At 65.3% G+C, this 23748-nt stretch carries 16 protein-coding genes; 3 read left to right on the forward strand and 13 right to left on the reverse strand.

What is annotated here, in order from left to right:
- Position 1: 1 nt before the first annotated feature.
- From EJA05_RS19070 to EJA05_RS19110, 9 genes are all read right to left on the reverse strand, one after another.
- Positions 2-775 (reverse strand): enoyl-CoA hydratase, encoded by a 774-nt coding sequence (locus EJA05_RS19070; RefSeq protein WP_125464832.1) that lies wholly within the window; start codon positions 773-775, stop codon positions 2-4.
- A 13-nt stretch (positions 776-788) separates the two neighbouring features.
- The gene (locus tag EJA05_RS19075; RefSeq protein WP_125859423.1) at positions 789-1916 is read right to left on the reverse strand and encodes an acyl-CoA dehydrogenase; all 1128 of its coding nucleotides are present in this window, start codon (positions 1914-1916) and stop codon (positions 789-791) included.
- An 8-nt stretch (positions 1917-1924) separates the two neighbouring features.
- Positions 1925-3118 (reverse strand): acetyl-CoA C-acyltransferase, encoded by a 1194-nt coding sequence (locus EJA05_RS19080; RefSeq protein ID WP_125859424.1) that lies wholly within the window; start codon positions 3116-3118, stop codon positions 1925-1927.
- A 12-nt stretch (positions 3119-3130) separates the two neighbouring features.
- On the reverse strand, positions 3131-3898 hold the full coding sequence (locus EJA05_RS19085; RefSeq protein WP_125464835.1) for an SDR family NAD(P)-dependent oxidoreductase: 768 nt from the start codon (positions 3896-3898) through the stop codon (positions 3131-3133).
- Positions 3899-3910: 12 nt separating this feature from the next.
- Positions 3911-5557, reverse strand: coding sequence for an AMP-binding protein (locus tag EJA05_RS19090; protein ID WP_125859425.1), 1647 nt, complete (start codon positions 5555-5557; stop codon positions 3911-3913).
- Between the two features lie 153 nt (positions 5558-5710).
- Positions 5711-10261, reverse strand: coding sequence for an NEL-type E3 ubiquitin ligase domain-containing protein (locus EJA05_RS19095; RefSeq protein WP_125859426.1), 4551 nt, complete (start codon positions 10259-10261; stop codon positions 5711-5713).
- A 91-nt stretch (positions 10262-10352) separates the two neighbouring features.
- On the reverse strand, positions 10353-14876 hold the full coding sequence (locus EJA05_RS19100; protein ID WP_190306005.1) for an NEL-type E3 ubiquitin ligase domain-containing protein: 4524 nt from the start codon (positions 14874-14876) through the stop codon (positions 10353-10355).
- A gap of 90 nt (positions 14877-14966) precedes the next feature.
- Positions 14967-15977, reverse strand: coding sequence for an AraC family transcriptional regulator (locus EJA05_RS19105; RefSeq protein WP_125859428.1), 1011 nt, complete (start codon positions 15975-15977; stop codon positions 14967-14969).
- Between the two features lie 41 nt (positions 15978-16018).
- A complete protein-coding gene (locus EJA05_RS19110) occupies positions 16019-16882 on the reverse strand; it encodes a LysR substrate-binding domain-containing protein (protein WP_125464840.1) in 864 nt (287 codons plus the stop codon).
- A 114-nt stretch (positions 16883-16996) separates the two neighbouring features.
- Between EJA05_RS19110 and EJA05_RS19115 the strand changes: the two genes are divergently transcribed.
- Positions 16997-18103, forward strand: coding sequence for a 2-aminoethylphosphonate--pyruvate transaminase (locus EJA05_RS19115; protein WP_125859429.1), 1107 nt, complete (start codon positions 16997-16999; stop codon positions 18101-18103).
- 34 nt (positions 18104-18137) lie between these two features.
- On the forward strand, positions 18138-18965 hold the full coding sequence (gene phnX / locus EJA05_RS19120) for a phosphonoacetaldehyde hydrolase (RefSeq protein ID WP_125859430.1): 828 nt from the start codon (positions 18138-18140) through the stop codon (positions 18963-18965).
- Positions 18966-19030: 65 nt separating this feature from the next.
- Here phnX and EJA05_RS19125 read toward each other — a convergent pair whose 3' ends face one another.
- Positions 19031-19591 (reverse strand): NADPH-dependent FMN reductase, encoded by a 561-nt coding sequence (locus EJA05_RS19125; protein ID WP_125859431.1) that lies wholly within the window; start codon positions 19589-19591, stop codon positions 19031-19033.
- A 157-nt stretch (positions 19592-19748) separates the two neighbouring features.
- Between EJA05_RS19125 and EJA05_RS19130 the strand changes: the two genes are divergently transcribed.
- Positions 19749-19967 carry a hypothetical protein gene (locus tag EJA05_RS19130; protein WP_110994558.1) on the forward strand — a complete coding sequence of 73 codons (219 nt, stop codon included), beginning with the start codon at positions 19749-19751 and terminating at the stop codon, positions 19965-19967.
- Here the strand turns inward: EJA05_RS19130 and EJA05_RS19135 are convergent.
- From EJA05_RS19135 to rnhA, 3 genes are all read right to left on the reverse strand, one after another.
- Complete coding sequence (locus tag EJA05_RS19135; RefSeq protein WP_125859432.1) at positions 19951-22200, reverse strand: Orn/Lys/Arg family decarboxylase; 2250 nt, start codon at positions 22198-22200, stop codon at positions 19951-19953. The two genes, EJA05_RS19130 and EJA05_RS19135, sit on opposite strands and share 17 nt — an antisense overlap.
- A 163-nt stretch (positions 22201-22363) precedes the next feature.
- Positions 22364-23119, reverse strand: a complete 756-nt coding sequence (gene dnaQ, locus EJA05_RS19140) for a DNA polymerase III subunit epsilon (protein ID WP_125859433.1) — start codon at positions 23117-23119, stop codon at positions 22364-22366.
- Between the two features lie 163 nt (positions 23120-23282).
- On the reverse strand, positions 23283-23735 hold the full coding sequence (gene rnhA, locus EJA05_RS19145) for a ribonuclease HI (protein ID WP_125464845.1): 453 nt from the start codon (positions 23733-23735) through the stop codon (positions 23283-23285).
- Positions 23736-23748 lie beyond the last annotated feature (13 nt).

Raw genomic sequence — 23748 nt, forward strand, 5'->3', positions numbered from 1 at the left:
CTCAGCGATCCTTGAACTGTGCCTCGCGCTTGGCGATGAACGCCGCCATGCCTTCCTTCTGGTCCTCGGTGGCGAACGCCGCATGGAACACCCGGCGCTCGAAACGCACGCCCTCGCTCAGGGTCACTTCGAAGGCGCGGTTGACGCTCTCCTTGACCATCATGCTCACCGGGATCGATTTGCTGGCAATGGTCGCGGCCACCTTCAGCGCCTCCTCAAGCAACTCGGCCTGCGGCACGACGCGCGCCACAAGGCCTGCCCGTTCGGCTTCCTCGGCCCCCATCAGGCGGCCGGTCAGGCACAGTTCCATGGCCTTGGCCTTGCCCACTGCGCGGGTCAGGCGCTGGGTGCCGCCCATGCCCGGCAGCACGCCGAGGTTGATTTCCGGCTGGCCGAACTTGGCGTTGTCGGCGGCCAGGATGAAATCACACATCATCGCCAGCTCGCAGCCACCGCCCAGGGCGAAGCCGGACACCGCGGCGATGATTGGCTTGCGCCGGTTGGCGACGCGGTCGGCGTCGCTGAACAGGTCTTCGACGTAGATCTGCGGGTACTTCAGGTCGGCCATTTCCTTGATGTCGGCGCCAGCGGCGAAGGCCTTGGCGGAGCCGGTGAGCACCACGCAGCCGATGTTCGGGTCACGCTCGAGCTGATCCAGGGCCTGGTTGATCTCGCCGACGATCTGCGCGTTCAGGGCGTTGAGCGCCTGCGGGCGGTTGAGGGTGATCAGGCCGACCTTGCCGTGGATGTCCAACAGGATGGTTTCGAATGCCATGCAGACTGCTCCTTCAAAGATTGCGCGCAATGACCATGCGCTGAATGTCGCTGGTGCCTTCGTAGATCTGGCAGACCCGCACATCGCGGTAGATGCGCTCCAGCGGGAAGTCGCTCAGATAGCCATAACCACCGAGCGTCTGCAAGGCATCCGAACAGACCTTTTCGGCCATTTCCGAGGCGAAAAGCTTGGCCATCGAAGCTTCCACCAGAGCCGGTCGCCCAGCATCGCGCAGGGCAGCGGCATGCAGCACCATCTGCCGGGCCACGGCAATCCTGGTTGCCATGTCGGCCAGGCGGAAGGCCACGGCCTGGTGCTCGATCAGCGCCTTGCCGAAGCTCTGGCGTTCGTTGGCGTAGTCGCGGGCCACCTCAAAGGCGGCGCGGGCCATGCCCACCGCCTGCGAGGCGATGCCGATGCGCCCGCCTTCGAGATTGGCCAGGGCAATCTTGTAGCCCTGCCCTTCTTCGCCCAGGCGGTTGGCCACCGGCACCCGCACATTGTCGAAGACGATCTGGCAGGTGTCGGAGGCGTGCTGGCCGAGTTTGTCCTCGACCCGTGCCACCTGGTAGCCGGGGGCGTCGGTCGGCACGATGAAAGCGCTGATGCCACGCTTGCCGGCGTCCGGATCGGTGACGGCAAAGACGATCACCACCCCGGCGTTCTGCCCGGAGGTGATGAACTGCTTGCTGCCGTTGAGCACGTAATGGTCACCGTCCAGGCGCGCGCGGGTCTTCAGGCTGCTGGCGTCGGAGCCGGCCTGGGGTTCGGTCAAGGCAAACGCGCCAAGCATCGCACCCGTGGCCAGCGGCGTGAGGAACTGCTGCTTTTGCGCCTCGTTGCCGAACTTGAGGATCGGCACGCAGCCCACCGAGTTGTGCACGCTCATGATGGTCGAGCAGGCACCGTCACCCGCGGCGATTTCTTCCAGGGCCATGGCGTAGGCCACATAGCCCGTATCGCTCCCACCGTACTGCTCCGGCACCAGCATGCCGAACAGGCCAAGTTCGGCCATTTCCTCGATGGCCTCTTTGGGGAAGCGGTGCTCCTTGTCCCATTGCTCGGCGAACGGCTTCAAGCGCTCCTGGGCAAAAGCCCGCACGGCGTCGGCGATCTGTTGTTGCTCGTCAGTTACCAGCATGGCTCACCTCAGTACAGGCATTCGACGGCCATGGCCGTGGCCTCGCCACCGCCAATGCAGATGGCCGCCACGCCACGGCGCAGGTTGTTCTGGCGCAACGCCGACAGCAGGGTCACCAGGATGCGTGCGCCCGAGGCGCCGATCGGGTGGCCCAGGGCGCAGGCGCCACCATGGATGTTGACCTTGTCGTGGGGCAGGTCGAGGTGCTTCATGGCCGCCAGGGTGACCACGGCGAAGGCCTCGTTGATCTCGAACAGGTCGACCTCTGCCAGGTCCCAGCCGGTGCGTTTCATCAGCTTGTCGATGGCGCCGATGGGGGCGGTGGGGAACAGCGCCGGGGTGTCGGCGAAAGCCGCGTGACCGTGGATCACCGCCAGCGGCTTGAGGCCGCGCTTCTGGGCCTCGGAGCGACGCATCAGCACCAGTGCCGCAGCGCCGTCGGAGATCGAGCTTGAGTTGGCCGCGGTCACGGTGCCGCCTTCGCGGAAGGCCGGCTTGAGCTGCGGGATCTTGTCCAGGCGCGCTTTCGGCGGCTGTTCGTCATCCTTGATGACGCGCTTTTCCCTGCCCTCGGTGACTTCCACGGGAACGATCTCGGCAGCGAAGCGGCCGTTCTTGATGGCGTCCTGGGCCCGGGTCAGCGAGGCGATGGCGAAGTTGTCCTGGGCCTCACGGCTGAATGCGCCATGCTGCGCGCAGTCCTCGGCGAAGGTGCCCATCAGCCGGCCCTTGTCGTAGGCGTCTTCCAGGCCGTCCATGAACATGTGGTCGATGATCTTGCCGTGGCCCATGCGGTAGCCGCCACGGGCCTTGTCCAGCAGGTACGGCGCATTGGTCATGCTCTCCATGCCACCGGCGACGATCACCTCGGCGCTGCCGGCCAGCAGTTGGTCATGGGCCAGGATCGCCGCCTGCATGCCCGAGCCGCACATCTTGTTCAGGGTGGTGCAGGTGGTGTGCTTGCCCAGGCCGGCGCCCAGGGCGGCCTGGCGTGCCGGGGCCTGGCCCTGCCCCGCGGGCAGCACGCAGCCGAACAACACCTCCTGGACACTGGCGGCATCGATGCCGGCGCGCTCAACGGCGGCGCGGATAGCCGCGCTGCCCAGTTGTGGCGCGGTCAGGCTCTTGAGGTCGCCCTGCAGGCCGCCCATGGGCGTGCGCACGGCGCTGACGATAACGATCGGATCATTGGCGAGAGTCATGTTCATTGCTCCTTATTTGGCAGCCATGCGCAGCGCGCCGTCGAGGCGGATCACCTCGCCGTTGAGCATGCTGTTCTCGATGATGTGGCGGGCGAGCGCGGCGTATTCCTGCGGGCGGCCCAGGCGCGGCGGGAATGGCACCCCGGCAGCCAGGGACGCGCGCACTTCCTCGGTCATGCCAGCCATCATCGGGGTTTCGAAGATGCCCGGGGCGATGGTCATCACGCGGATGCCGAAGCGCGCCAGTTCACGGGCGGCCGGCAGGGTCAGGCTGGCGATCGCGCCTTTGGACGCGGCATAGGCGGCCTGGCCGATCTGGCCGTCGTAGGCGGCAATGGAGGCGGTGTTGATGATCACCCCACGCTCACCGCCTTCGTCGGCCTGACCCTCGGCCATGGCAGCGGCAGCCAGGCGCAGCAGGTTGAAGCTGCCGATCAGGTTGACGTTGATGACCTTGGCGAAGCTGCCCAGGGCGTGCGGGCCGTTCTTGCCCAGCACTTTCTCGGCACCGACGATGCCCGCGCAGTTGACCAGCCCGTGCAGGCTGCCGAAGGCGCTGACGGCGGCATCGACCGCTGCCTTGGCGGCCTGCTCGTCGCTGATGTCGGCCACCGCGAAGCGGGCGTTGTCACCCAGCTCACGGGCCTTGGCCTCGACGGCGGCGGCGTTCAGGTCGACCAGCATGACCTTGGCGCCAGCTTCGATGAGCATTTGCGCGGTGGCGGCGCCCAGGCCCGAGGCCGCGCCGCTGACGATGAAGTGCTTGTTCTGGATATGCATGTCGGATTTCCTTCAGGCGCCCGCAGCGATCGGCTGCGCAGCTTGTTGTTTGGCGATTTCCTGGTTGCGCAGGATGAAGCGTTGCAGCTTGCCGCTCGGGGTCTTTGGCAGCTCGGCGACGAAGTCGATTTCACGCGGATAGGCGTGGGCGTACAGACGCTGGCGCACGTGCTGGCGCAGGGTTTCCTCAAGTTCGGGGCTGCCCGCGTACCCCTTGGCCAGCACCACGAACGCCTTGATCAGCTCGGTGCGCTCCGGGTCGGGCTTGCCGATCACCGCAGCCTCGATCACCGCCGGGTGCTCGATCAGCGCGCTCTCCACGTCGAACGGGCCGACACGGTAGCCGGAGGTGGTGATCACATCGTCGCTACGGCCGACGAAACTGATGCTGCCGTCCTGGTTGAGCTCGACGGTGTCACCGGACAGGTAGTAGCGGCCGACGAACGCCTTGGTCGGCAGGCCGCGATAGCCGCCGAACCAGCACAGCGGCGAGCGTTCGCGGTCTACGGCAAGAATGCCTGGCTGTCCGGCCGGCAGCTCGAAGCCCTGTTCGTCCACCACCACGATGCGGTGACCGGGAATGGCGAAACCGGCCGACCCCAGGTGCACCGGATGCGCCAGGCCGTGGTGGTTGCACAGCACCATGCCCAGTTCGGTCTGGCCGTAGTGATCGTGAATGGTCACCCCCAGTTCGTCGGCGAACCAGCGGATCACCTCGGGATTGAGCGGCTCGCCCGCGCTGCTGACCACCCGCAGGCGGCCCTTGATCGGTGCCGAGAACTGCTCCCCGGCGGCGATCAGCAGACGGTAGGCGGTGGGTGAGCCGGCCAGGTTGGTGATGCCCAGCTTGTCGATGATCCGCGCACAGCTGTCGACACTGAACGGGCCGTCGTAGAAGGTGGTGGCATGGCCCAGGGACAACGGGCCGGTGACGGCGTAGTAGAGACCGTAGGCCCAGCCCGGATCGGCCAGGTTCCAGAACCGGTCGTCCGCACGCAAGTCGATGGCATCGCGCATGTAGCCCTGGAAGGCGACGATGGCGCGCAGCGGTACTTCCAGCGGCTTGGCCGGGCCGGTGGTGCCGGAGGTGAACATCAGCAGGAAGGCATCGTCACCGGTACGCATCACGGGCTCGCAGTGGCTGTCCGCCGCGTCGAGGGCCTGGTGGAAGTCCAGCTCGCCGGCGCGCGCACCGACCGTGATGAGCACCGGGCAGTCCGCGACGTCATCGAGCTTGGCGCGGTTGTTGCGGTCAGTGACCACCAGCCGGGCCTGGGACTGTTCGAGGCGGTGCTCGATGGCTTTTGGGCCGAAGGCGGTGAACAGCGGCTGATAGACCGCGCCCACTCGCCAGGTGGCAAGGATGGTCACCAGCAATTCAGGCGTGCGCGGCATGAGCCCGGCCACCCGATCACCGGCCCCGACACCTTGGGCCTTGAGCACATTGGCCAAGCGTGCCGCCAAACCCTGCAACTGCTCGAATGTGTAGCGCCCGCTGTTGCCGTCACGATCCTCCCAGATCAGGGCGGCACGGTCGCCACCGACATGCCGGTCGCAGCACTCGACGCAGGCATTCAGAGCGTCAAGGGTGCCGTGCAAGGCCGCTTCCACGGCCTGGACATGATCGAAGGAACGGGCGGCCTCGGCGTAATCGCGCATCGTCGGACTCCTGGATTGTTATTGTTGGAGTGCTTCATCGGTCCGACGATGTTCGCGCCGCTGTCAGGCGGCAGCAATGGCCAAAGACGTCAATCTGGATGACCGGTTTGGCCGCTGCGCAAGGCTGACGAGCCAGGGGCGATCAAACCGTCCTCAGCGCTCGCCGGGCGCCACCCTGGCCAAGGCCTCCCGGGTCAAGCGCAGGTACCAGGCCTGCTCGGCCTCCAGCAGCGCCTGACGCAAGGCGTCAGCCTGCGCAAGGTATCCACCTTCATTGATTTCACCCGCTATGCGCCGCTCATCCAGCCGCTCCAGGTCGGCGAAGAAAGGCTCCTGGACCTCATCCAGGCTGGTCGCATGCTGCTGTTTCAGGTACGCCTGCCAGAAATCGCGCTGACTGATGAAGCGTGCCAGTACTTCACCATTCGCCTCGGCGGCACGTACGCTGCGCTCGGCATCCGCGAGTTGCTCGTCGCCGACATGAGCCATGGATCTGAACTGCATGGTCCTGGGTTGGCGCGGCAATGACAGGCGCTCGGCAAGACCGATCCGATAGGCCAGGTCGACTTCGACCTCATCGACACTTTCGTCCGGGTACTGCCTGCGCAAGGCACGCTCCACCCGTGGCAGGTCAGCGCGGGCGTAAGCCTGGACCTGTTCCAGGCGGAACAGCCGCCGCGCCATTTCCAGGCGCCGACCCTCGGCCTGCCCGGCGTCTGCGCGACGCAACATCTGCGCCACCTGGACACGCACCTCCAGGGCACTGAAGCAGCCGATCACACTGTCCGCGCAGGTACGTCCCGAACCGGCCCAGTTGAACAGTTCCTCGCGCAACGCGCTCTGCTCCGACGCGGCCTCGATCATGTCCCACAAGCGGTTGCCCAGGTCTTCGCGGGCTTCACGATAGTCACTGGTGCCGGTGAGTTCGGCGAACAACTGCAACAGCGCTTCACTCTCGGGCTCGGCGGCCAGCAAATCCCATTGCTGCTCGCGCCGCTCACGCAGCAACCCATCCTCACGACCCACCCAGATCTGCCGGGCCTGTTCCACGGTGACCTCCTGCGTGGTGCCAGCGGCCCCCTCGTTGACCGGTTCAAGCATGGCGCTGCCTGGATGCATCAGCCGAGCATGGGCGCTGGCGGGCAAGGGGTTGCCAGCCAGCAGCAAGGCCCGCCGGAAGCTGTACGGTGTCTGGAAAACGATCGGTTGCAACGTGGCGATCTGGTTGTCTCGCAGATCCGCCAGTTCCAGATAGCCGGCCCACAACAAGTCCGCAGGCAAGCGCTGCAGCCGGCAGTTTCGCGCATGCAACTCTCGCAGGCGGCGCAGTTCATCCAGCGGCAGGTCGACAGGCCCCAGCGGATTGTCGCTCACATCCAGCAGCCGCAACTGCCCAAGGGGCTGGAGCACCACCGAAGACTGCTCGTCCAGACGAATACGATTGTTGTTCAGCCGAAGCTCATGCAGGCGGGTCATCGAACCCAGTCCGTTTGGCAATCGGCTCAGGCGGTTGTTGCTGAGGTTGCACGAGCGGGTATTGGGAAAGCACTGCAAGAAGCGTGTCGGCAGCGACTGAAGCTCCAGGTGGACCAGAACCAGTTCGGTAACCTGGGGGAAACTCACGCCCGCAGGTATGTCGGGCAAGCCATGGGCGGGCACCCCGACCAGGCTCAGGCGCATGCCGAAACCGGTGCCCCGGACGTCGACCAATCGCTCTGCGCACATCTGCCACGCGCGGCTGATCTGCTGGGCGACGCGCTGACGCGCCGCTCGATGTTCGGCCTGTTCGCTGATCCACGCCTGCAGGCTCTCATGCAGATCGCGGTACTGCTGCTCATGGCGCAGCAGACGGCTGAACGCCTGCGTATGCGATTGCCGGTAGTCCGCCATCCATACTTCCAGTTCGGCCTCTTCGATGCCCGGGTACAGCGCGCGTACCCGTGCGCGGAAAGTGCTTTCCATTGCCTGCCTGGGGTCACCCCGCCCACTGAGCGGATAGCCCACGCGCCCATCAGGCATGCGCCTGCCAGGATTGAACCAGGGTCGGGCGGGTGAAATGCCGGCGGATAGCGCAATGTCTCGACGCGAGGAAGGCAACGATTGTTGCAACGTCTGGCGAACCTTGGCCGGGGCGTCATCCCCGGTCCAGCCCAGGCGTTGCCGATCACTCGGCGCCAGCATGGCCAGCAGCACCTGCTCCCAGCCGCTGGGCTCGTCGACCTCGACTTCCGAGGCACGGCCGTCGTTGTACAACCGGTAGCGCCCTTCATTGCGCACCAGGGTGGTCAGCAGCCCTGGCCGTCCTTCAGGGAAGATGAGCCCCAGGCGGCGCCCGCTGTCGCTGCCCTGGCGTACTTCCAGATTGATGCTTTGCGGCCATGCAGCCTGGCGCGAAAGCAGCGAAAGCACCAGGGCGCAGGTTTCGTCGCAGTGGCTGTCCTGCAGGTAGAACCCTTCCAGCGCGCGGGTCAGCCTCGCTTCGCGCAGCAGTTCACGGGCCTTTTCCGCCAGTGCCAGCGGAACTCGCCGCGCCTCGGTCATGCGCTGGCGCTGAGCCGTCGTGGCTTCGCCCAGCACGGCGGCGGCATAGGCGTCGGGCAAACCTGGAAAGTCACGCTGAACCAGGCCCAGCAACGCGTCTGGGTGTACGTAGCGGACCGCAAAGTGCTCGAGCAGCCTGCCACGCAAGGCTCGGGCGTGCAGCAGTATCGCATCAGGCTGCTCGACCTCCTGCAGCCCTGCGATTTCGGGCTGGTGCAAGCACCACGCGAAGTACTCGCGGGATCCGGACGGCACCTCGCCCCTGCCCAGTGCGGTGAAAAAGGCGTCGATGGCGTCACTCACCTCGAACCGTTCAAGGGTGTCGCGCAAGGTCACGGGCAACGGGCGGTTTTCCACCAGCAATCCACGCAGACCGTCCTCGTCGAAACCGGCAACTTTGAGGATCTGCGCGACCCGCTCTGGCGAACGGGCCTGCGCCCCTGGCCACAGCACCCCCAGCATGCGCCTGCTGCCGCTCCACGCCTGAGGCTCATCATGAGCAAGACGCCAGGCGCGTTCACCATTGCTGACCAGCTCGGGGCCATAGGCGGCATCATTGCCGGGGTGACGCAGGGACCAGTTGGCACCGGGGCGGGCCTGTTGAACTTCGTAGTAGTCATCCGCATCTCGCCACCAGTGGCGTTGCCCATCGCCGTACAGGCCACGTTCGGTGAGTGTGGCGCTGCCTGGCAGGCCCGCAGTGCGATAGGGCTGCAGATCGTCCGACCATAACCGTTCCTTGCCCGGCATCACCGTGACCGGCTTCAGGCCGTCGACGAAGGCGCTGCCGACGAAGCGTCGCGCCGCAACGGCGCCGCCTGCCACCAGGGTGTTGCCGACCACCGTCTGCGCCACATTGAGAAGGTGCTCCAAGGCTTCGTGATCCCGCCCCTTGCTCCAGTCGGCAACCCCTTCGTATACCTGCGTCAGCGTTTCCTGAAGCATCTTCGCCAGTAACAGCTCCCCCACTCCCGGCACGAAGAATGCTGCCAGATTGAGCAGCGTCAGGCCCACCTCTTCCAACTCTTCGCGTCGGCGCCTGGACGCCGCGGCATCGACCTGCCGAGTGGGCACCACCAGCAAGCACGCATCCTGCAGGATCCGCTCGACCTGTCGCTGGGCCAGGGCAGCGAAGACGTCGTGGCGGCTCACCTTGCCGCGAGGTTGCATGTCTGGGGAACTGTCCTGCACTCGGGTGCGTAGCGTCGTGATGAATCGCGCTCGCTGGCCAAGCGCCACGCGCTGCAACAGATACCCCTGGAATGCCGGGTCCTTGACCAGAGTACCCAGGCCGGCATTCATTTGCGCCCAGGAGTCGTACCCTTTCAGCACAGCCTGCGGGGCGCCTGGCAGATAGCACACCAGCCCCTTGACCACGTTGCCCGCCAGGTCATCGCTGAGGACGAACAGCAATGCCCCATCGACCGGGCAATCCAGCAGGTCCAGTGTCTGCACGCTGATGAACGCGCTGTCCGGATGAGTGATCAATTGCCCGTCACAGGCCTTGAGCAACAGGCTCAATACGTCTTCGTCTATTTCCTGCTTCATCGCTGCAATCTGAGCGGCGACACCCAGCCCCAGACGCCCGTCGTCGGCTATCTGCCGCCGTAGTTCGGCATCGAGCCGGGCCTGCAGATGTTCCTGGTAGCGCTGGCCGACATCCAGCGAACGGCACTGCTCCACCAGTTTGTCCAGCGCCACCGGCAACGGCAGGTCCGGGCCCTCCCCCTGCAGCGCGGCACCTTGCGCCAGCCCGGTGCCTGGGAAAAACGCCTGGCCTTGCTCGAAGTTCTGCAGCAATCGCTGCAACGCCGGCTCTCGCAGCGTAACCCGGCTTATGGTGCCGCCTGGCATGGCAATCTCGGGAAGGAAGGGTGAAGTACCACGCTTGAAGCCCTGGAAGGCCTCCTCCCAACGCAGTATCTCCAAGGGCTGCGCGATACCCAGCCCGCGCGACAGCATCCGTTCGAACAGTGGCCGGGCGAAATCGATCGGCGACTCGATCTGGCGCCAGGCCTCGGCAAGCCGGTCCTGGGTCGCTCGGTGTGCCTGGAAGCGCGCCCGCAGGGCTTGCAACTGATCGACACTGGCGGATCTGAGCCATGCAGGCAGTTGCTGCGCAATGAACGCGTCTGTAGCGGAAGGTAGGGGCGTGCCGGACATGGTTGTCGCTTCCTGAGGGATGAGAGCGACAACCCTGCCCGCTGTACGTGCGGCGGATCAGCGGGAAATACGCCCGGTCGGGCGTTGCACGCTAGGTGAGCGAGCCATTGGCCTCACGCTCGAGTGCCTCCTCGGTAAGCCGAAGCGCCAAGGTCTGTTCTGCCGAAGTACGCCCACCGACCAGCGCATCCCAGCGTTCTCTGTATTCCTGGCTGTCCAATGCCGAAGCTTCATCGTCAAGCTCGCTGCCATACCGCGAGAACGTCTCTGCCAATGCCGAAAATGCAGCGCCATGGCGCTTTTCCAGGTAGGAGCGCCAGAAATCACGCCCACTGATGCTTTGCGCCAGCGCCGGGGACGCCTCTGCCGCCTTCACTTCAGCCAACGCCTTGGCCTTCCTCGTCGCATCGATATGCGAAAGACTCTCGAAGCGCAAGTTGCGCGGCTGGTTCGGCAAGTTCAACTCGCTGGCCAGCGAGGTGCGATAGCCGAGGATAACCTGCAGCGCATCGACGCCTGCCGACTGCGGATCGTCAGCGCGTAGCGCCGCGTCCTGCTGACGAACGTCCTCAGCGGCGATCTCGTCCAGCTTTTCCAATCGGAACAATTGCCTCCCCAGCACTAGCAGCCCGTCACCACCAACGCCCTGGGCACCCAGGACGTTGGCCTTGTACACCAGTTCGTGGATCATCAAGCGGCTGAAGCGCTCCACATGGCTGTCATGACAGCCGCGCACCTCATCGGCGTGCAGGAAGATCTCCTCACGCAGTTGCGCATCCTGATCCATGCTCTCAAGCAACGGCCAGAGTTGCTCGGACATGTAACCCGGCGCTCGCACGAAATCCGGGGTCGCCGTCAGGTTGCGCAGCAACTCGAACAGGCCAGCACTGCCGGGCAGTGCTTCCAGCCGTGTCCACAACTGCATACGGGCCTGGTCATTACGCCTGTCCTTGTCCAGCGCCAGCCAGCGCTGCATCACCGCTCCTGGCTCGGGGGTGTTTTCCTCGTTATCCACCTGGTCCAGCAGAAATCCGTGCTGCAGATCCACCTGATACAGACGCTCCATCGCTTGGTAGTCCAGCGGATTGCCCAGAAGGTTCAGGCGTCGCCGGAACGACCATGGCTGAGCGGCCAGTGCGTCCGACACACTGCGGATGCGGTTGTTGCTCAGGTCAGCTGTGCGCAGCAGCGCGCAGTGCTCGATACCGTCAGGCACTTCGAGCAACTCGCACCCTCTGGCCCGAAGTGTCGTCAACTCAGGCAGACGGTCGAAACGCAACGGCAACCGGCGAATCGGATTGAAGCTCAGATCCAGGACCTGCAAGTTGTCCAGCTCGGCCAGCACCTGCTGGTCACTGTCGGTCATGCGTATCTGGTTCGACAGCAGCAGCAGGCTGCGCAGGCCTGTGAACCGGGCAAGCGAAGGCGGTATTGCGCCGATCCGATTGCTGTTGAGGTTCAGCACGCTCAGGGAGTCGAAGACATGCAGGAAGTTGCCATTCACCGCCGTCAGCCCCATGCGCACCATCGTCAACTCGGTGACATGGCCCAGATCGATATCCGCCGGCAACTCCGGCAGACTGCCGATACGCCAGCCGCTGATGTCCAGACGCATGCCGTCAGCCCGCCTTTGCGCGCCACGCGCAACTTCTCCCTCGAAACGCCAGATGGCGCGCAAGCGATTGGCGAACTGCGCACGCACTCGACGAAGCTGCGGTTCCGTATCGGTGTGGGTCCAGCGCCGTAGTGCTTCGTCAAGGTCGTTGTAGTTGCGCTCCTGCCGGGCGATCGCTTCGAACGGCCGCTCATTGTCACGCTGTAATCCCTGAACATAACCTTCCACTTCCTCGGCATCAAAAGCGGGGTACAGCATGCGCACTCGCTGTCGCAACCGCTCGGTGGACGGACGTGAGGAGCGCCCGCCGAGCTCGTAACCGACACGCCCATCGGCCAGGCGCCGGCCCGGGTTGAACCATGGCGTGGACACGCGCCAACCCAGGCGCGCCAGCACACTGCTGCGTGTCGCCGGCAACTGCTCGATCAGCGCATTGCGCAACTGCTCGGCAAGGTCGCTGGCGTCGAATTTCAGGGCCCTGCGGTCCGACTCTTTGAGCAAGGCCGCAAGCGCCTCGAACAGGCCGCCGGGCTCTGCCACATCCTCCTCCCGTGGACGGCCTGCACTGTCGTAGAGCCAGAAACGCCCGTTACGGGTGAACAGCACGATGCGCTCGGCGCTCGGCCCTTGCGGATCGAGAATCGCCAGCGTGGCACCGTTCTCGGAACCTTCATGCAACTCCAGGTTGAGGCGTTCGGGCCAACCGGGCAGGCGTCCGAGCAATGCGATGACCAGTTCGGCCGTCGCACTGGAACAAGCACTGCGCAGGTACAGGCCCTCCACGGCGCGGTTGGCGCGCGACAGCTCAAGCAAGGCCCGGGCCCGCTTGCCCAACGCGAAGGGCAGGCGCGCTTCGGCCAGTGCCTGTGCCTCCACTTCAGGTTCGACCTCGCGTGCGACCTCCTCGACATACGCCTGCGGCAACCCGGGGAAATCGCGCCGCACAAGGGCCGCCAAGCCCTGCGAAGGCGCAGCCTGGGTGGACAGATGCTCAAGCAGTGCCCCCTGCAACTCGGCCTGCCGTCCGGCAAGCTCCCTGGCAATGGCGGCATCGTCCAGGCCTTGCATGTCGTCACGGCTCTTGCACCATGCCAGAACCTGGTCATCTTCCAGGCTCGGATCAGGCAAGCGCAGGGCAACGAAGAGTTTCGCCAGCCTGGCGTCGGCCTCGAAACGCCGAAGGGTGTCACGCAGGTTGACCGGCGTGGGACGGTTTTCCACCCACACCCCCCGCAGCTCATCCTTGTCCATGCCCGCCGTCCTCAGGATGCGATCGGCCTGCACGGCATCGAACGGAGGTTCATGGGGCCAGAGCCGGTTGAGCATGTCGGTGCTGTCATCCCACTCCAGCGGTCGCTCCTGGCGCAGGCGCCAGCCCCGCTCGCCATTGTGTTCCAGCGGCGGCTCGTAGGCACCCTCTGCATCGGGGTGGCGCAAGCGCCAGGCCTGGCCCGGCGCAGGCTGATGCACTTCGTAGTAGCGAGTACCGATGCGCAGCCAGCGCTGCTGCGCGTGCGCGTACAGACCATCCTGCCCAAGCGTCGCCGGGCCCGGGTCCGACTCATAGACACTCAAGTCGTCGTTCCACAAGCGTTCGCCGCCTGCCGAGAGCGGCACCGGCTCCAGCGCGTCGACAAACGCGCTGCCCTGGAAACTGCGCGCCATTGCGCCGGCGCCGGCCACCGTCGCCCCGGTGACGAGCACGGTTTGCGCCACATGCAGCAGGTGCTCCCTGGCCTCATGCTGATGGCCTTCGGACCAGTCCTCGATACCGGTATAAACCTCACCGAGCAGATCGACGACCAGCTTGCCGAATAGCACCAGCCCGACAACCGGCACTGCCAGGCCGACCAGGCCGAGTGCCGCCCAACCGACAGACTTCCAGCGTTCCAGGCGTTGCTCGGCGGCCTTATGGTCGACTGCCTCGTTCGAAACCAGCAGTACCCGCGCATCCGCCTCGAAACGCTCGACCTGGGACAGCGCCAGCGCCGCGAAGATATCGCCAACCGCCACCACCCCTTGCACCTCGAGATCAGGCACATCGTCCTGCAAGCGCATGTTGAGGGTAGTGACGAATTCCGCGCGCTGATCGAGGCCGACCAGCGGGTAGAATTGCTGGCGCGCATCGTCCCGACTCAGCTCCATGGCCAGGAATGCTTGCAGCTGCAACTGCGAATCGAACCGTCGCAGAGGGCATTGCCGGTCAGTGGGCAGGTACAGGACCACGCCACTGTCCTCTCCCTGCTCGTTGCGCAGCTGGATCTTCAGGCCGTTGGCGATCTTGCACCCGAGCAACTGCAACTCACCGGCGTAGGCAGCCAGAGGCGCCGAGGACGCGTGCGGCGCCGAGGACAGCAGGCGGCCCAGGGCTGTGTGCTCCTCGGCACTTATCCAGCCCTGCATGAGCCCCAGCTCGCAACTCAGGGCGAAGCCCGTGCGCTGGTGCGTCGCAAGCAACGCGCGAGCTTCGCTGGTAAAGGCTTTCTGCAACAACGCTTGGTAGCCATCTCCCACCTTGAGTGCCCTGACCCGCTTGACCAGCGTGCCCAGGTCCTCGAACAGCAGCTTTTCATCAGCACTGGCGGTCAGCCCGCTCCCCTCGTAGAACGAGGCATCGGCGGCGAACCCCTGCATCAGCCGCAGCAATGCCGGATAGCGCAAGTAGTGGATCTGGTCCTCAGGCAGACCGCCACCCAAGGGCACTCGAAACCGGCGCCTTACCTCCAGCCAGTCGAGTTTGGCGAGCGCCGGGCCAGCGGGCAGCAGTTCGCCGATCAAAGGTTCGAATGCCTGCTCGGCAAAGCGTTGCGGCGACATCAGCGACCGTTCGAGTGCCGCCAGTGCCTTGCCGCTGTCGGCGTGCGCTTTGAAGCGCGAAGACAGTGTGCGGACCTGCTCGGCCGAGCCTGTGCGCAGCCAGGCCGGCAACTTCGCCGCGATGAAGCCATCGGTCAACTGCTCGGGAGTCAAGGGAGTGGGGGTTGGAGTTGTAACTGCCATGGGGTGGACGACCTGCATGATTAAGGGACGTCCACCCTCTACAGCCTCAACGCTCGATCACAGCGGGAAACGCCGTCACCTGTTCGAGCGCTACCCCTGCATGACCAGTTGCCGGTAGTGCCCCGGATTGCAGCCGAACCACTTGCGAAACGCCTTGTAGAACGAGCTGCTGTCGGCAAAGCCCAGGCGTTCGGCGATATCGCCCATGGCGGGCTCGACCTCGCCCAGCCAGGTCACGGCCAATTCACGTCGCACGCTGTCCTTCAGGCCTTGGTAACTTTGCCCTTCGTCCGCCAGGCGACGTCTGAACGTCGACGGCGACAGGCATAAACGCCGGGCCAGGCTTTCGGCATCGGGCCATTGTGCTGGCGCCAGTTGCAGCAAGTCGTGGCGAATGCGCCGGGCCAGGCTGGCCGGGTCGCGGTATTTGACCAGGATGTTGCCCGGCGCCTCGGCGAGGAAACGCTGCAGCTCCTCCGGCGTGCGCTTGAGCGGCAGATCGAGGCAGTCGGCGGCGATGATCATGCGCGTGCGCGGGCGCTCGAATTGCAGGTTTTCGGAGAACATCACCCGGTAGTCGTCACAGAACGGCGGTTCGGCGCAGCGCAGATCGATGGCCAGGATCGGGATGCGCCGGCCCGCCAGCCAGCAGGCGACGCCGTGCACGATCATCCAGAAGGTGAAATAGGTGAAGGCCCGGCGCGGCTCATCGCGCGGTTCATTGATGACGATCTCGGCCAGGCTTTGCTGGCGCACCAGGCCCGGCTGCAGGTCTTCGAGCATCAGCCCGAGGAAGTCCAGGGCAGTGCGCAGGCCGTCGGCCAGGGTCGGTTGCATCATCGCCGCGCGGCACAGGAACGCCAGGCTGCCGCTGCGCAGGCCGCGCGGGTCCATGGCGAAGAATTCGTCGTTGCAGCGCCGCGCCAGCAGACGCCAGAGCCGGGCATAGGCGTCGGCGCTCACCCGTGCCTGGGGCAGGTCGAGGTGCTGCGCGTCGATCCCGGCGCCGGCCAGCAACGCCGCGTCCGGCTCGCCCGCCGGGCAGGTCTGCAACAGCGCTTCGCGCACCAGTTGCATGGAGATGGTGTCTTTCTCGCTCATCGACGATCCATTGTGCTCTGTGGCCGCCATCTTAAGGCTTGTCAGACGCTCGCAGCCAGACCAAGGAACGCCTGGATCAGGCGCAGTTCGCGGCGTCGCTCCAGGCAGCCGATCATGTGTTGGTTGACCAGCCCCGCGCCGCTCAAGGGGCGCGCCACCACCCTTGGGTCATGGGCGACCTCGGTGGACGACACCACGCCGATGCCCAACTCGGCCGCCACTGCCTCGGTGACCGCCTCCCGGCTGTCCAGCTCCAGCAGCACCCGTGGCAGTACACGGCCCTCGGCACAGGCCTTGTCGAACGTGCGCCGGGTGGTTGAGCTTGGCTCGCGCAATACCATGATCTGCTTGTCCAGCTCGGACAGCGGCAGGTCGCCGTCAGCCTTGGCCCAGGCATGCCCTGCCGGCAACAGCGCGCACAGGCGCGACTCGCACAGGCTCTGCAGGTGCAGGCCCTTGCGCGGTTCGATCTCGGTCAGCACCGCGACATCGGCATGTTCGGACAACAATGCGGCCAGCGTCTCCTGGGCATTGCCCAGGCGCAGGTTGACGGTGATACCGGGGTAGCGCTCGCGCAGCAGCGCCAGCATCGGCATCACCCGGTGCGGCCCGTCGGCCGCCACCTCCAGGCGCCCGGTCAGCAACTGGCGGTTTGCCTCGAGCATCGCCTGGGCTTCCTCGGCAAGGCCGAACATGGCCCGGGTGATGGCCGCCAGCCGAGTGCCCTCCTCGGTCAGTTCGACCCGCCGCGCGGTGCGCCGCAGCAAGGTGATCTGGTAGTGCTCCTCCAGCGCCTTGACGTGCCCGGTGACCGCCGGCTGGCTGATGAACAGGCGCTCGGCGGCGCGGGTAAAGCTGCCCTCACGGGCCACGGCATCGAAGGCGCGGAGCTGGAACAGGTTCATATCTATCGGCCTGACTTATGGCTGGCATAACGACAAACAATTTGAATGATGGACCGGCGAATTGCAACCTAGCCCCCATAAGTTTCCAGCCCACCGCATGTGAGGAACCACGGAATGAGCAACGCCCCGATCCTGCTGACCCCCGGCCCCCTGACCACCTCGATCCGCACCCGCCAAGCCATGCTGGTGGACTGGGGTTCCTGGGACCGCGACTTCAACCAGCTGACCGCCAGCGTATGCGAGCAGCTGCTGGCGATCATCGACGGTGCCGCCAGCCACCACTGCGTGCCCCTGCAAGGCAGCGGTACCTTCGCCGTGGAAGCGGCCATCGGCACCCTGGTGCCGCGTGACGGCAAGGTGCTGGTGCTGATCAACGGCGCTTATGGCCAGCGCCTGGCAAAGATCTGCAAGGTACTGGGCCGCCAGTACAGCACCTTCGAAACCGCCGAGGACCAGCCGACCACCGCCGCAGACGTCGACCGCCTGCTGGCCGCCGACCCAAGCGTTAGCCACGTGGCCCTGATCCACTGCGAGACCAGCACCGGCATCCTCAACCCGCTGGCCGAGATCGCCCAGGTGATCAAGCGCCACGGCAAACGCCTGATCATCGACGCCATGAGCTCGTTCGGCGCGCTGCCCATCGATGCCCGCGAAATTCCGTTCGAGGCGCTGATCGCAGCGTCCGGCAAATGCCTCGAGGGCGTACCGGGGATGGGCTTCGTGTTCGCCGAGAAAACCGCCCTGGCCGCCGCCGAAGGCAATGCCCACTCGCTGGCCATGGACCTGCACGACCAGCACGCCTACATGGCCAAGACCGGCCAGTGGCGCTTCACCCCGCCGACCCACGTGGTCGCCGCGCTGCACGAAGCACTGCAGCAGTACGCCGAGGAAGGCGGCCTGCCGGCACGGCACCAGCGCTATGCCGACAACTGCAAGACCCTGCTCGACGGCATGGCGAAGATCGGCTTGCAGAGCTTCCTCCCCGCCGAGATCCAGGCGCCGATCATCGTCACTTTCCACGCCCCCAGCGATGCTCGATACCAGTTCAAGGACTTCTACGAGCGGGTCAAGGCCAAGGGTTTCATCCTCTACCCGGGCAAGCTGACCCAGGTCGAAACCTTCCGCGTCGGCTGCATCGGCGTGGTCGGCCCTGACGGCATGCAGGCCGCCGTCAACGCCGTGGCCGAGGTGCTGCGGGAAATGGAAGTGCTGGACATCTGACCCTCTGCCTACCCAACTTCAGGAAACCGCGCACATGAACTACAGCAACCCTACCCAGCTGCAAGCCGCCATCCTCGACTGGGCCGGCACCGTGGTCGACTTCGGCTCCTTCGCCCCCACCCAGATCTTCGTCGAGGCCTTCGCCGAGTTCGACGTGCAAGTGTCCATCGAAGAGGCTCGCGGCCCGATGGGCATGGGCAAGTGGGACCATATCCGCACCCTGTGCGACGTGCCGGAAATCGCCGAGCGCTACCGCAAGGTGTTTGGCCGCACGCCCACCGATGATGACGTCACCGCCATCTATGAACGCTTCATGCCCCTGCAGATCGAGAAGATCGCCGTGCACTCGGCGCTGATCCCCGGTGCGTTGGACACCTTGACCGGCCTGCGCAAAGGCGGGCTGAAGATCGGTTCGTGCTCGGGCTACCCGAAGGTGGTGATGGACAAGGTGGTCGAGCTGGCAGCGCAGAACGGCTATGTCGCCGACCATGTGGTGGCCACCGACGAAACCCCAAACGGCCGCCCATGGCCGGCCCAGGCCCTGGCCAACGTGATTGCCTTGGGCATCGACGATGTGGCGGCGTGCGTGAAGGTGGACGACACCGTGCCGGGCATCCTCGAAGGCCGCCGCGCCGGGATGTGGACCGTGGCGCTGGTGTGCTCCGGCAATGCCCTGGGCTTGACCTGGGAAGGCTACCAGGCGCTGAGCGCGGATAAGCTGGAGAGCGAGCGCAAGCGAATTCACCAGCTGTTTGCCAGCTCGCGCCCGCACTACCTGATCGACACCATCAATGAGTTGCCAGAGGTGATTGCCGATATCAACCGGCGGCTGGCCAAGGGCGAGATGCCGCAGGCGTTCTGACAGATCGGTGTCGCATTCTTCGCGGGTGAACCCGCGAAGGCGTCAGCGCAGGCAACCAAAAACCATCAAACTGCCCGGTTGAGCTTCACCCACGAGGCGAACTTGTCGATGAAGCCTTGCAGGAACGGCCGGGTCTTGTCGCTCAATTTACCGCTGTCCTCGAACAGCGTTGCCGCACCGCCGAGGTAAGCCTCGGGCATCTGCATGCAGGGCATGTCGAGAAACACCAGCGACTGGCGCACAGCGTGGTTGGCGCCAAAGCCACCGATGGCCCCTGGCGACACACTGACCACCGCCGCCGGCTTGCCGCTCCAGGCGCTCTGCCCATAGGGGCGCGAACCCACGTCGATGGCGTTCTTCAAGCCTCCGGGCACGGAACGGTTGTACTCGGGGGTAACGAACAGCACCGCGTCGCTACGCCGGATCTCGTCACGAAAACACTTCCACGCCTCAGGCGGCGCCTCAGCCTCGACATCCTCGTTGTACAACGGCAAATCGCCGATTTCGACGATCCTCAGGGCAAGGCTGGACGGCGCCAGCTCAGACAGCGCGCGGGCGACCTTGCGGTTGTAGGAGTCCTTGCGCAAGCTGCCGACAACGACCGCTACCGAATAGACCTGGCTCATGGCGTTTGCATCCTCTGCGTGGGAAATGGGACGTACTAGTTATAGATGACCGTTCCTCGGGCCCTGGATTTTTTTCCGCCCGGGCAAAAACTCCCAGGCGTTTCGCTGGTCTATGGCTGCAGACATTTCCCCAACGTTTCAGAGGGTTTCACCCAAAATGGCAGCAGTAATGGTCGGCCAGTTCCACGCCCGCGACGCCGAAGGCCGTATCTATCCCGTGCACGAATTCCAGGAGTCGACGCTCCAGGCCGACGGCAGCACCCTCGGTGCACCGATCACCACCTATCGCCTGGCCATTGGCGACCGGGTCAACTACCTGGGCGAGGACCGTTTCGAGCTGGCCCAGACCGGCGTCGAGATCATTCGCATTCCTTGATGCAGTCGACCGTGTACGCGCCGTGCTCGTGCTGCAGGCCATGCACATCGGCGACGAAGCCGGGGAAGCCCTGGTCGAAGGCCCGGGCGAACGCCAGGTAATCGAGGATCGAGCGGGTCGCCTCGGTGAACCGCTCGCCCGGCATGATCAGCGGGATACCCGGCGGGTACGGCACCAGCATCACCGCCGCAACCCGCCCCAGCAGCTGTTCGATCGGCACCGCCTCCACCTCTTCCTTCACCATCCGGTCATAGGCCTGGGCCGGGCTCATGGCCACCTCCGGCAGTTTGGTGAACAGCCGTTTCAGCTGCTTGGCGGTGGCGTTGGCGCGGTAGCAGTCGTGCAACTGCTGACACAACTCACGCAGGCCCAGCCCCTGGTAGCGCGCAGGCTGTTCGCCAACCACACTGGGTAGGCATTGCAGCAACGGCGTATTGCCATCGTAATGGCGCTTGAACTCCAGCAGCTCGGTAAGCAGGGTGCTCCACTTGCCCTTGGTGATCCCCATCGAGAACAGCACCAGGAAGCTGTACAACCCGGTCTTCTCCACCACCAGCCCGCGCTCCCAGAGAAACTTGCTGACCACAGCCGCCGGTATGCCGTGCTCGGCCAGCACACCACCGGCATTGAGCCCGGGCATGACCAGGGTGACCTTGAGCGGGTCGAGCAGCACGTAGTCGTCCGCCACCTCGCCAAAGCCATGCCACTCGGACCCCGGCTGCAACAGCCAGTCCGCGGCCGCCAGGCGCTGGGTGCCCTCGGTCGCCGGCGGCTGCCAGATACCGAACCACCAGTCGTCGGCGGCGATGTGCTCGCGCAGGTTGGCCAGGGCCCGGCGAAAGCTCAGCGCCTCGTCGAACATCTCCTGCAGCAGTGAACGCCCGGCCGGGCCTTCCATCATCGCCGAGGCCACGTCCAGCGAGGCCAGGATGCTGTACTGCGGTGAGGTGGAGATATGCATCATGAACGCTTCGTTGAAGCGGTCGCGGTCAAGCGCACGGGTGGCGCCATCCTGCACATGGATCATCGACGCCTGGCTGAAGGCGGCCAGCAGCTTGTGGGTGGAATGGGTGCTGAACAGCAGCGGGCCATCGTCGGCCTTGGGCGTGCCCATGGCATAACGGCCGGTAAAGAAATCGTGGAAGGCGGCGTAGGCGAACCAGGCCTCGTCGAAATGCAGCACCTCGACACTGGCGCCGAGGGCCTGCTTGATCAAGCCCGCGTGGTAGCACAGCCCGTCGTAGGTAGAGTTGGTCACCACCGCCAGCCTGATCTTCGCGGCCCGGCCCTGGGCCAGCGGATGGGCCTGGATCTTCGCCTGGATCGATTCGGCGCTGAACTCGCTGAGCGGGATCGGCCCGATGATGCCCTGCTCGTTGCGCTCCGGGCACAGGTAGATGGGGATGGCGCCGGTCATGATGATCGCGTGCACCACCGACTTGTGGCAGTTGCGGTCCACCAGCACCAGGTCATCGCGACCGACCATGGCGTGCCAGACGATCTTGTTGGCGGTGGAGGTGCCGTTGATCACGAAAAAAGTGTGGTCGGCGCCGAAGTTGCGCGCCGCGCGGGCCTCGGCTTCGGCCAGGGGGCCGGTGTGGTCGAGCAGCGAGCCGAGTTCGGGCACCGAGACCGACAGGTCCGAGCGCAGGGTGTTCTCGCCGAAGAACTGGTGGAAGGCCTGCCCCACCGGGCTCTTGCGATACGCCACGCCACCGCCATGGCCCGGTGTGTGCCAGGAATAATTCGATTGCGCGGTGTGCTGCACCAGCGCCTTGAAGAACGGCGGCAGCAGGCCATCGAGGTAATTGTGCGCGGCCCGAGCCACCTGGCGAGCGAGAAAGGGCACGGTGTCCTCGAACAGGTAGAGGATGCCGCGCAGCTGGTTGAGCTCGCTCATGGCCTCGGCGGGGGCGTTTTCCAGGGTGACCTGCTCGCCCAGGGCGAAGATCGGCAGGTGCGGCGCACGCAGGCGGGCCAGGCGGATCAGCTCGGCCATGTGCTGCAGCAGGTGGTTGTTGTCACCGGCCCCTTCGGCGCCGATCAGCATGCAGGCCAGCCCGTGGTGGGTGGCAGCGACCAGACGCGCTTCGGTGTAGTCGCCGGCGGCGAGGATGCTGAAACCGTCCTGGGCCAGCTCGGCGGCGATGCCACGCACCCGCTCGCCGGCAACGCTGTCAGCCTTGATCGCCCGGTGGACGATGAGGATGGGGAACTTGAGGTCCTTGTACATCAGGCGGCTACCTCTGCGGGGGCTTTTTTCCCTCAGGGTAGTCGAGTGTGGTGTTATCAGTACCGGCCTGATCGCCGGCAAGCCGGCTCCCACAGGGTGCGGCGCAGCATGCGGTCTATGTGGAAGCTGGCTTGCCAGCGATGGGGGCCAGCCTGCCTTCGAATCAGTTGGCAGCCGGCTCGGTCAACGCCTGCCACATGGCCGGCCCACCGGCCGACTTGGCTACCGCCGCCAGGCGCTCGGCATGGGCTTGCAGCTCTTCCTCGCTGGCCATGATCACTCGCCCCGGCGCACGGCCGGCGATCCGGCGGATCTCGCTACCGGTGCTGCCTTGGCCGTCTTCATCGCCCCCAGCATCACCGGCCAGCGACAGGCTGGTCTGCCCACCGGTCATCGCCAGATAGACGTCGGCCAGCAGTTCCGAGTCGAGCAGTGCGCCGTGCAGATCACGGCCGGAGTTGTCGATGCCGTAGCGTTTGCACAGGGCATCGAGGCTGTTGCGCTGCCCCGGGTGGCGCGAGCGCGCCATCATCAGGGTGTCGAGGATCGGGCAGTGCTGGGAGATATCGGCGCGGTCGTGCTGGCCCAGCAGGGCGAATTCGTTGTTGATGAAGCCTACGTCGAACGCCGCGTTGTGGATGACCAGGGTGGCGCCCTGGATGAATTCGAAGAACTCCTCGGCCACATCGGCGAACCGCGGCTTGCCGACCAGGAAGGCATCGGTGATGCCGTGGACGTTGATGGCGCCCTCGTCACTCTCGCGGTCGGGCTGCAGGTAGACGTGGAAGTGCCGCCCGGTCAGGCGTCGGCCCACAACCTCGACACAACCGATCTCGATGATGCGGTGGCCGTCGGCCACTGGCATACCCGTGGTTTCGGTGTCGAGGATGATGAACCGTTTGTCTTGCTGCTGCTCCACGCGGGGACTCCAACATGCGGTGCTTGAATTCAGGGCGGGAGTATACCGGACTCGGGGCCGCTTTGCGGCCCTTCGCGGCTAAAGCCGCTCCCACACTGGAGCGCATGGAACCTGTGGGAGCGGCTTTAGCCGCGAAGGGCTGCGCAGCAGCCCCATATGGATATCAACGCTTGGCGCGAAGCTCTTCGACACCGCGGTTGGCCAACTGATCAGCCCGTTCGTTGCCCGGGTGGCCAATGTGCCCGCGCACCCACTTCCAGGTCACCTTGTGGCGGTTGACCTGCTCATCGAGGGCCATCCACAGGTCGGCGTTCTTCACCGGTTCCTTCGCGGCAGTCTTCCAGCCACGCTTCTTCCAGTTGACCATCCACTCGTTGATGCCCTTCATCACGTATTGCGAGTCGGTGGTCAGCACCACCGCGCATTCACGCTTGAGCGCCTTCAACCCTTCGATCGCGGCCATCAGCTCCATGCGGTTGTTGGTGGTTTCGCGCTCGCCGCCCCACAACTCCTTCTCGACGCCCTTGAACACCATCAGCACGCCCCAGCCGCCCGGGCCAGGGTTGCCTTTGCAGGCACCATCGGTGTAGATCTCGACGATTTCGCTTTCGCTCATGTACTACTCATCT

It is taken from the genome of Pseudomonas oryziphila (genome assembly GCF_003940825.1).
Taxonomy (GTDB): Bacteria; Pseudomonadota; Gammaproteobacteria; order Pseudomonadales; family Pseudomonadaceae; genus Aquipseudomonas; species Aquipseudomonas sichuanensis.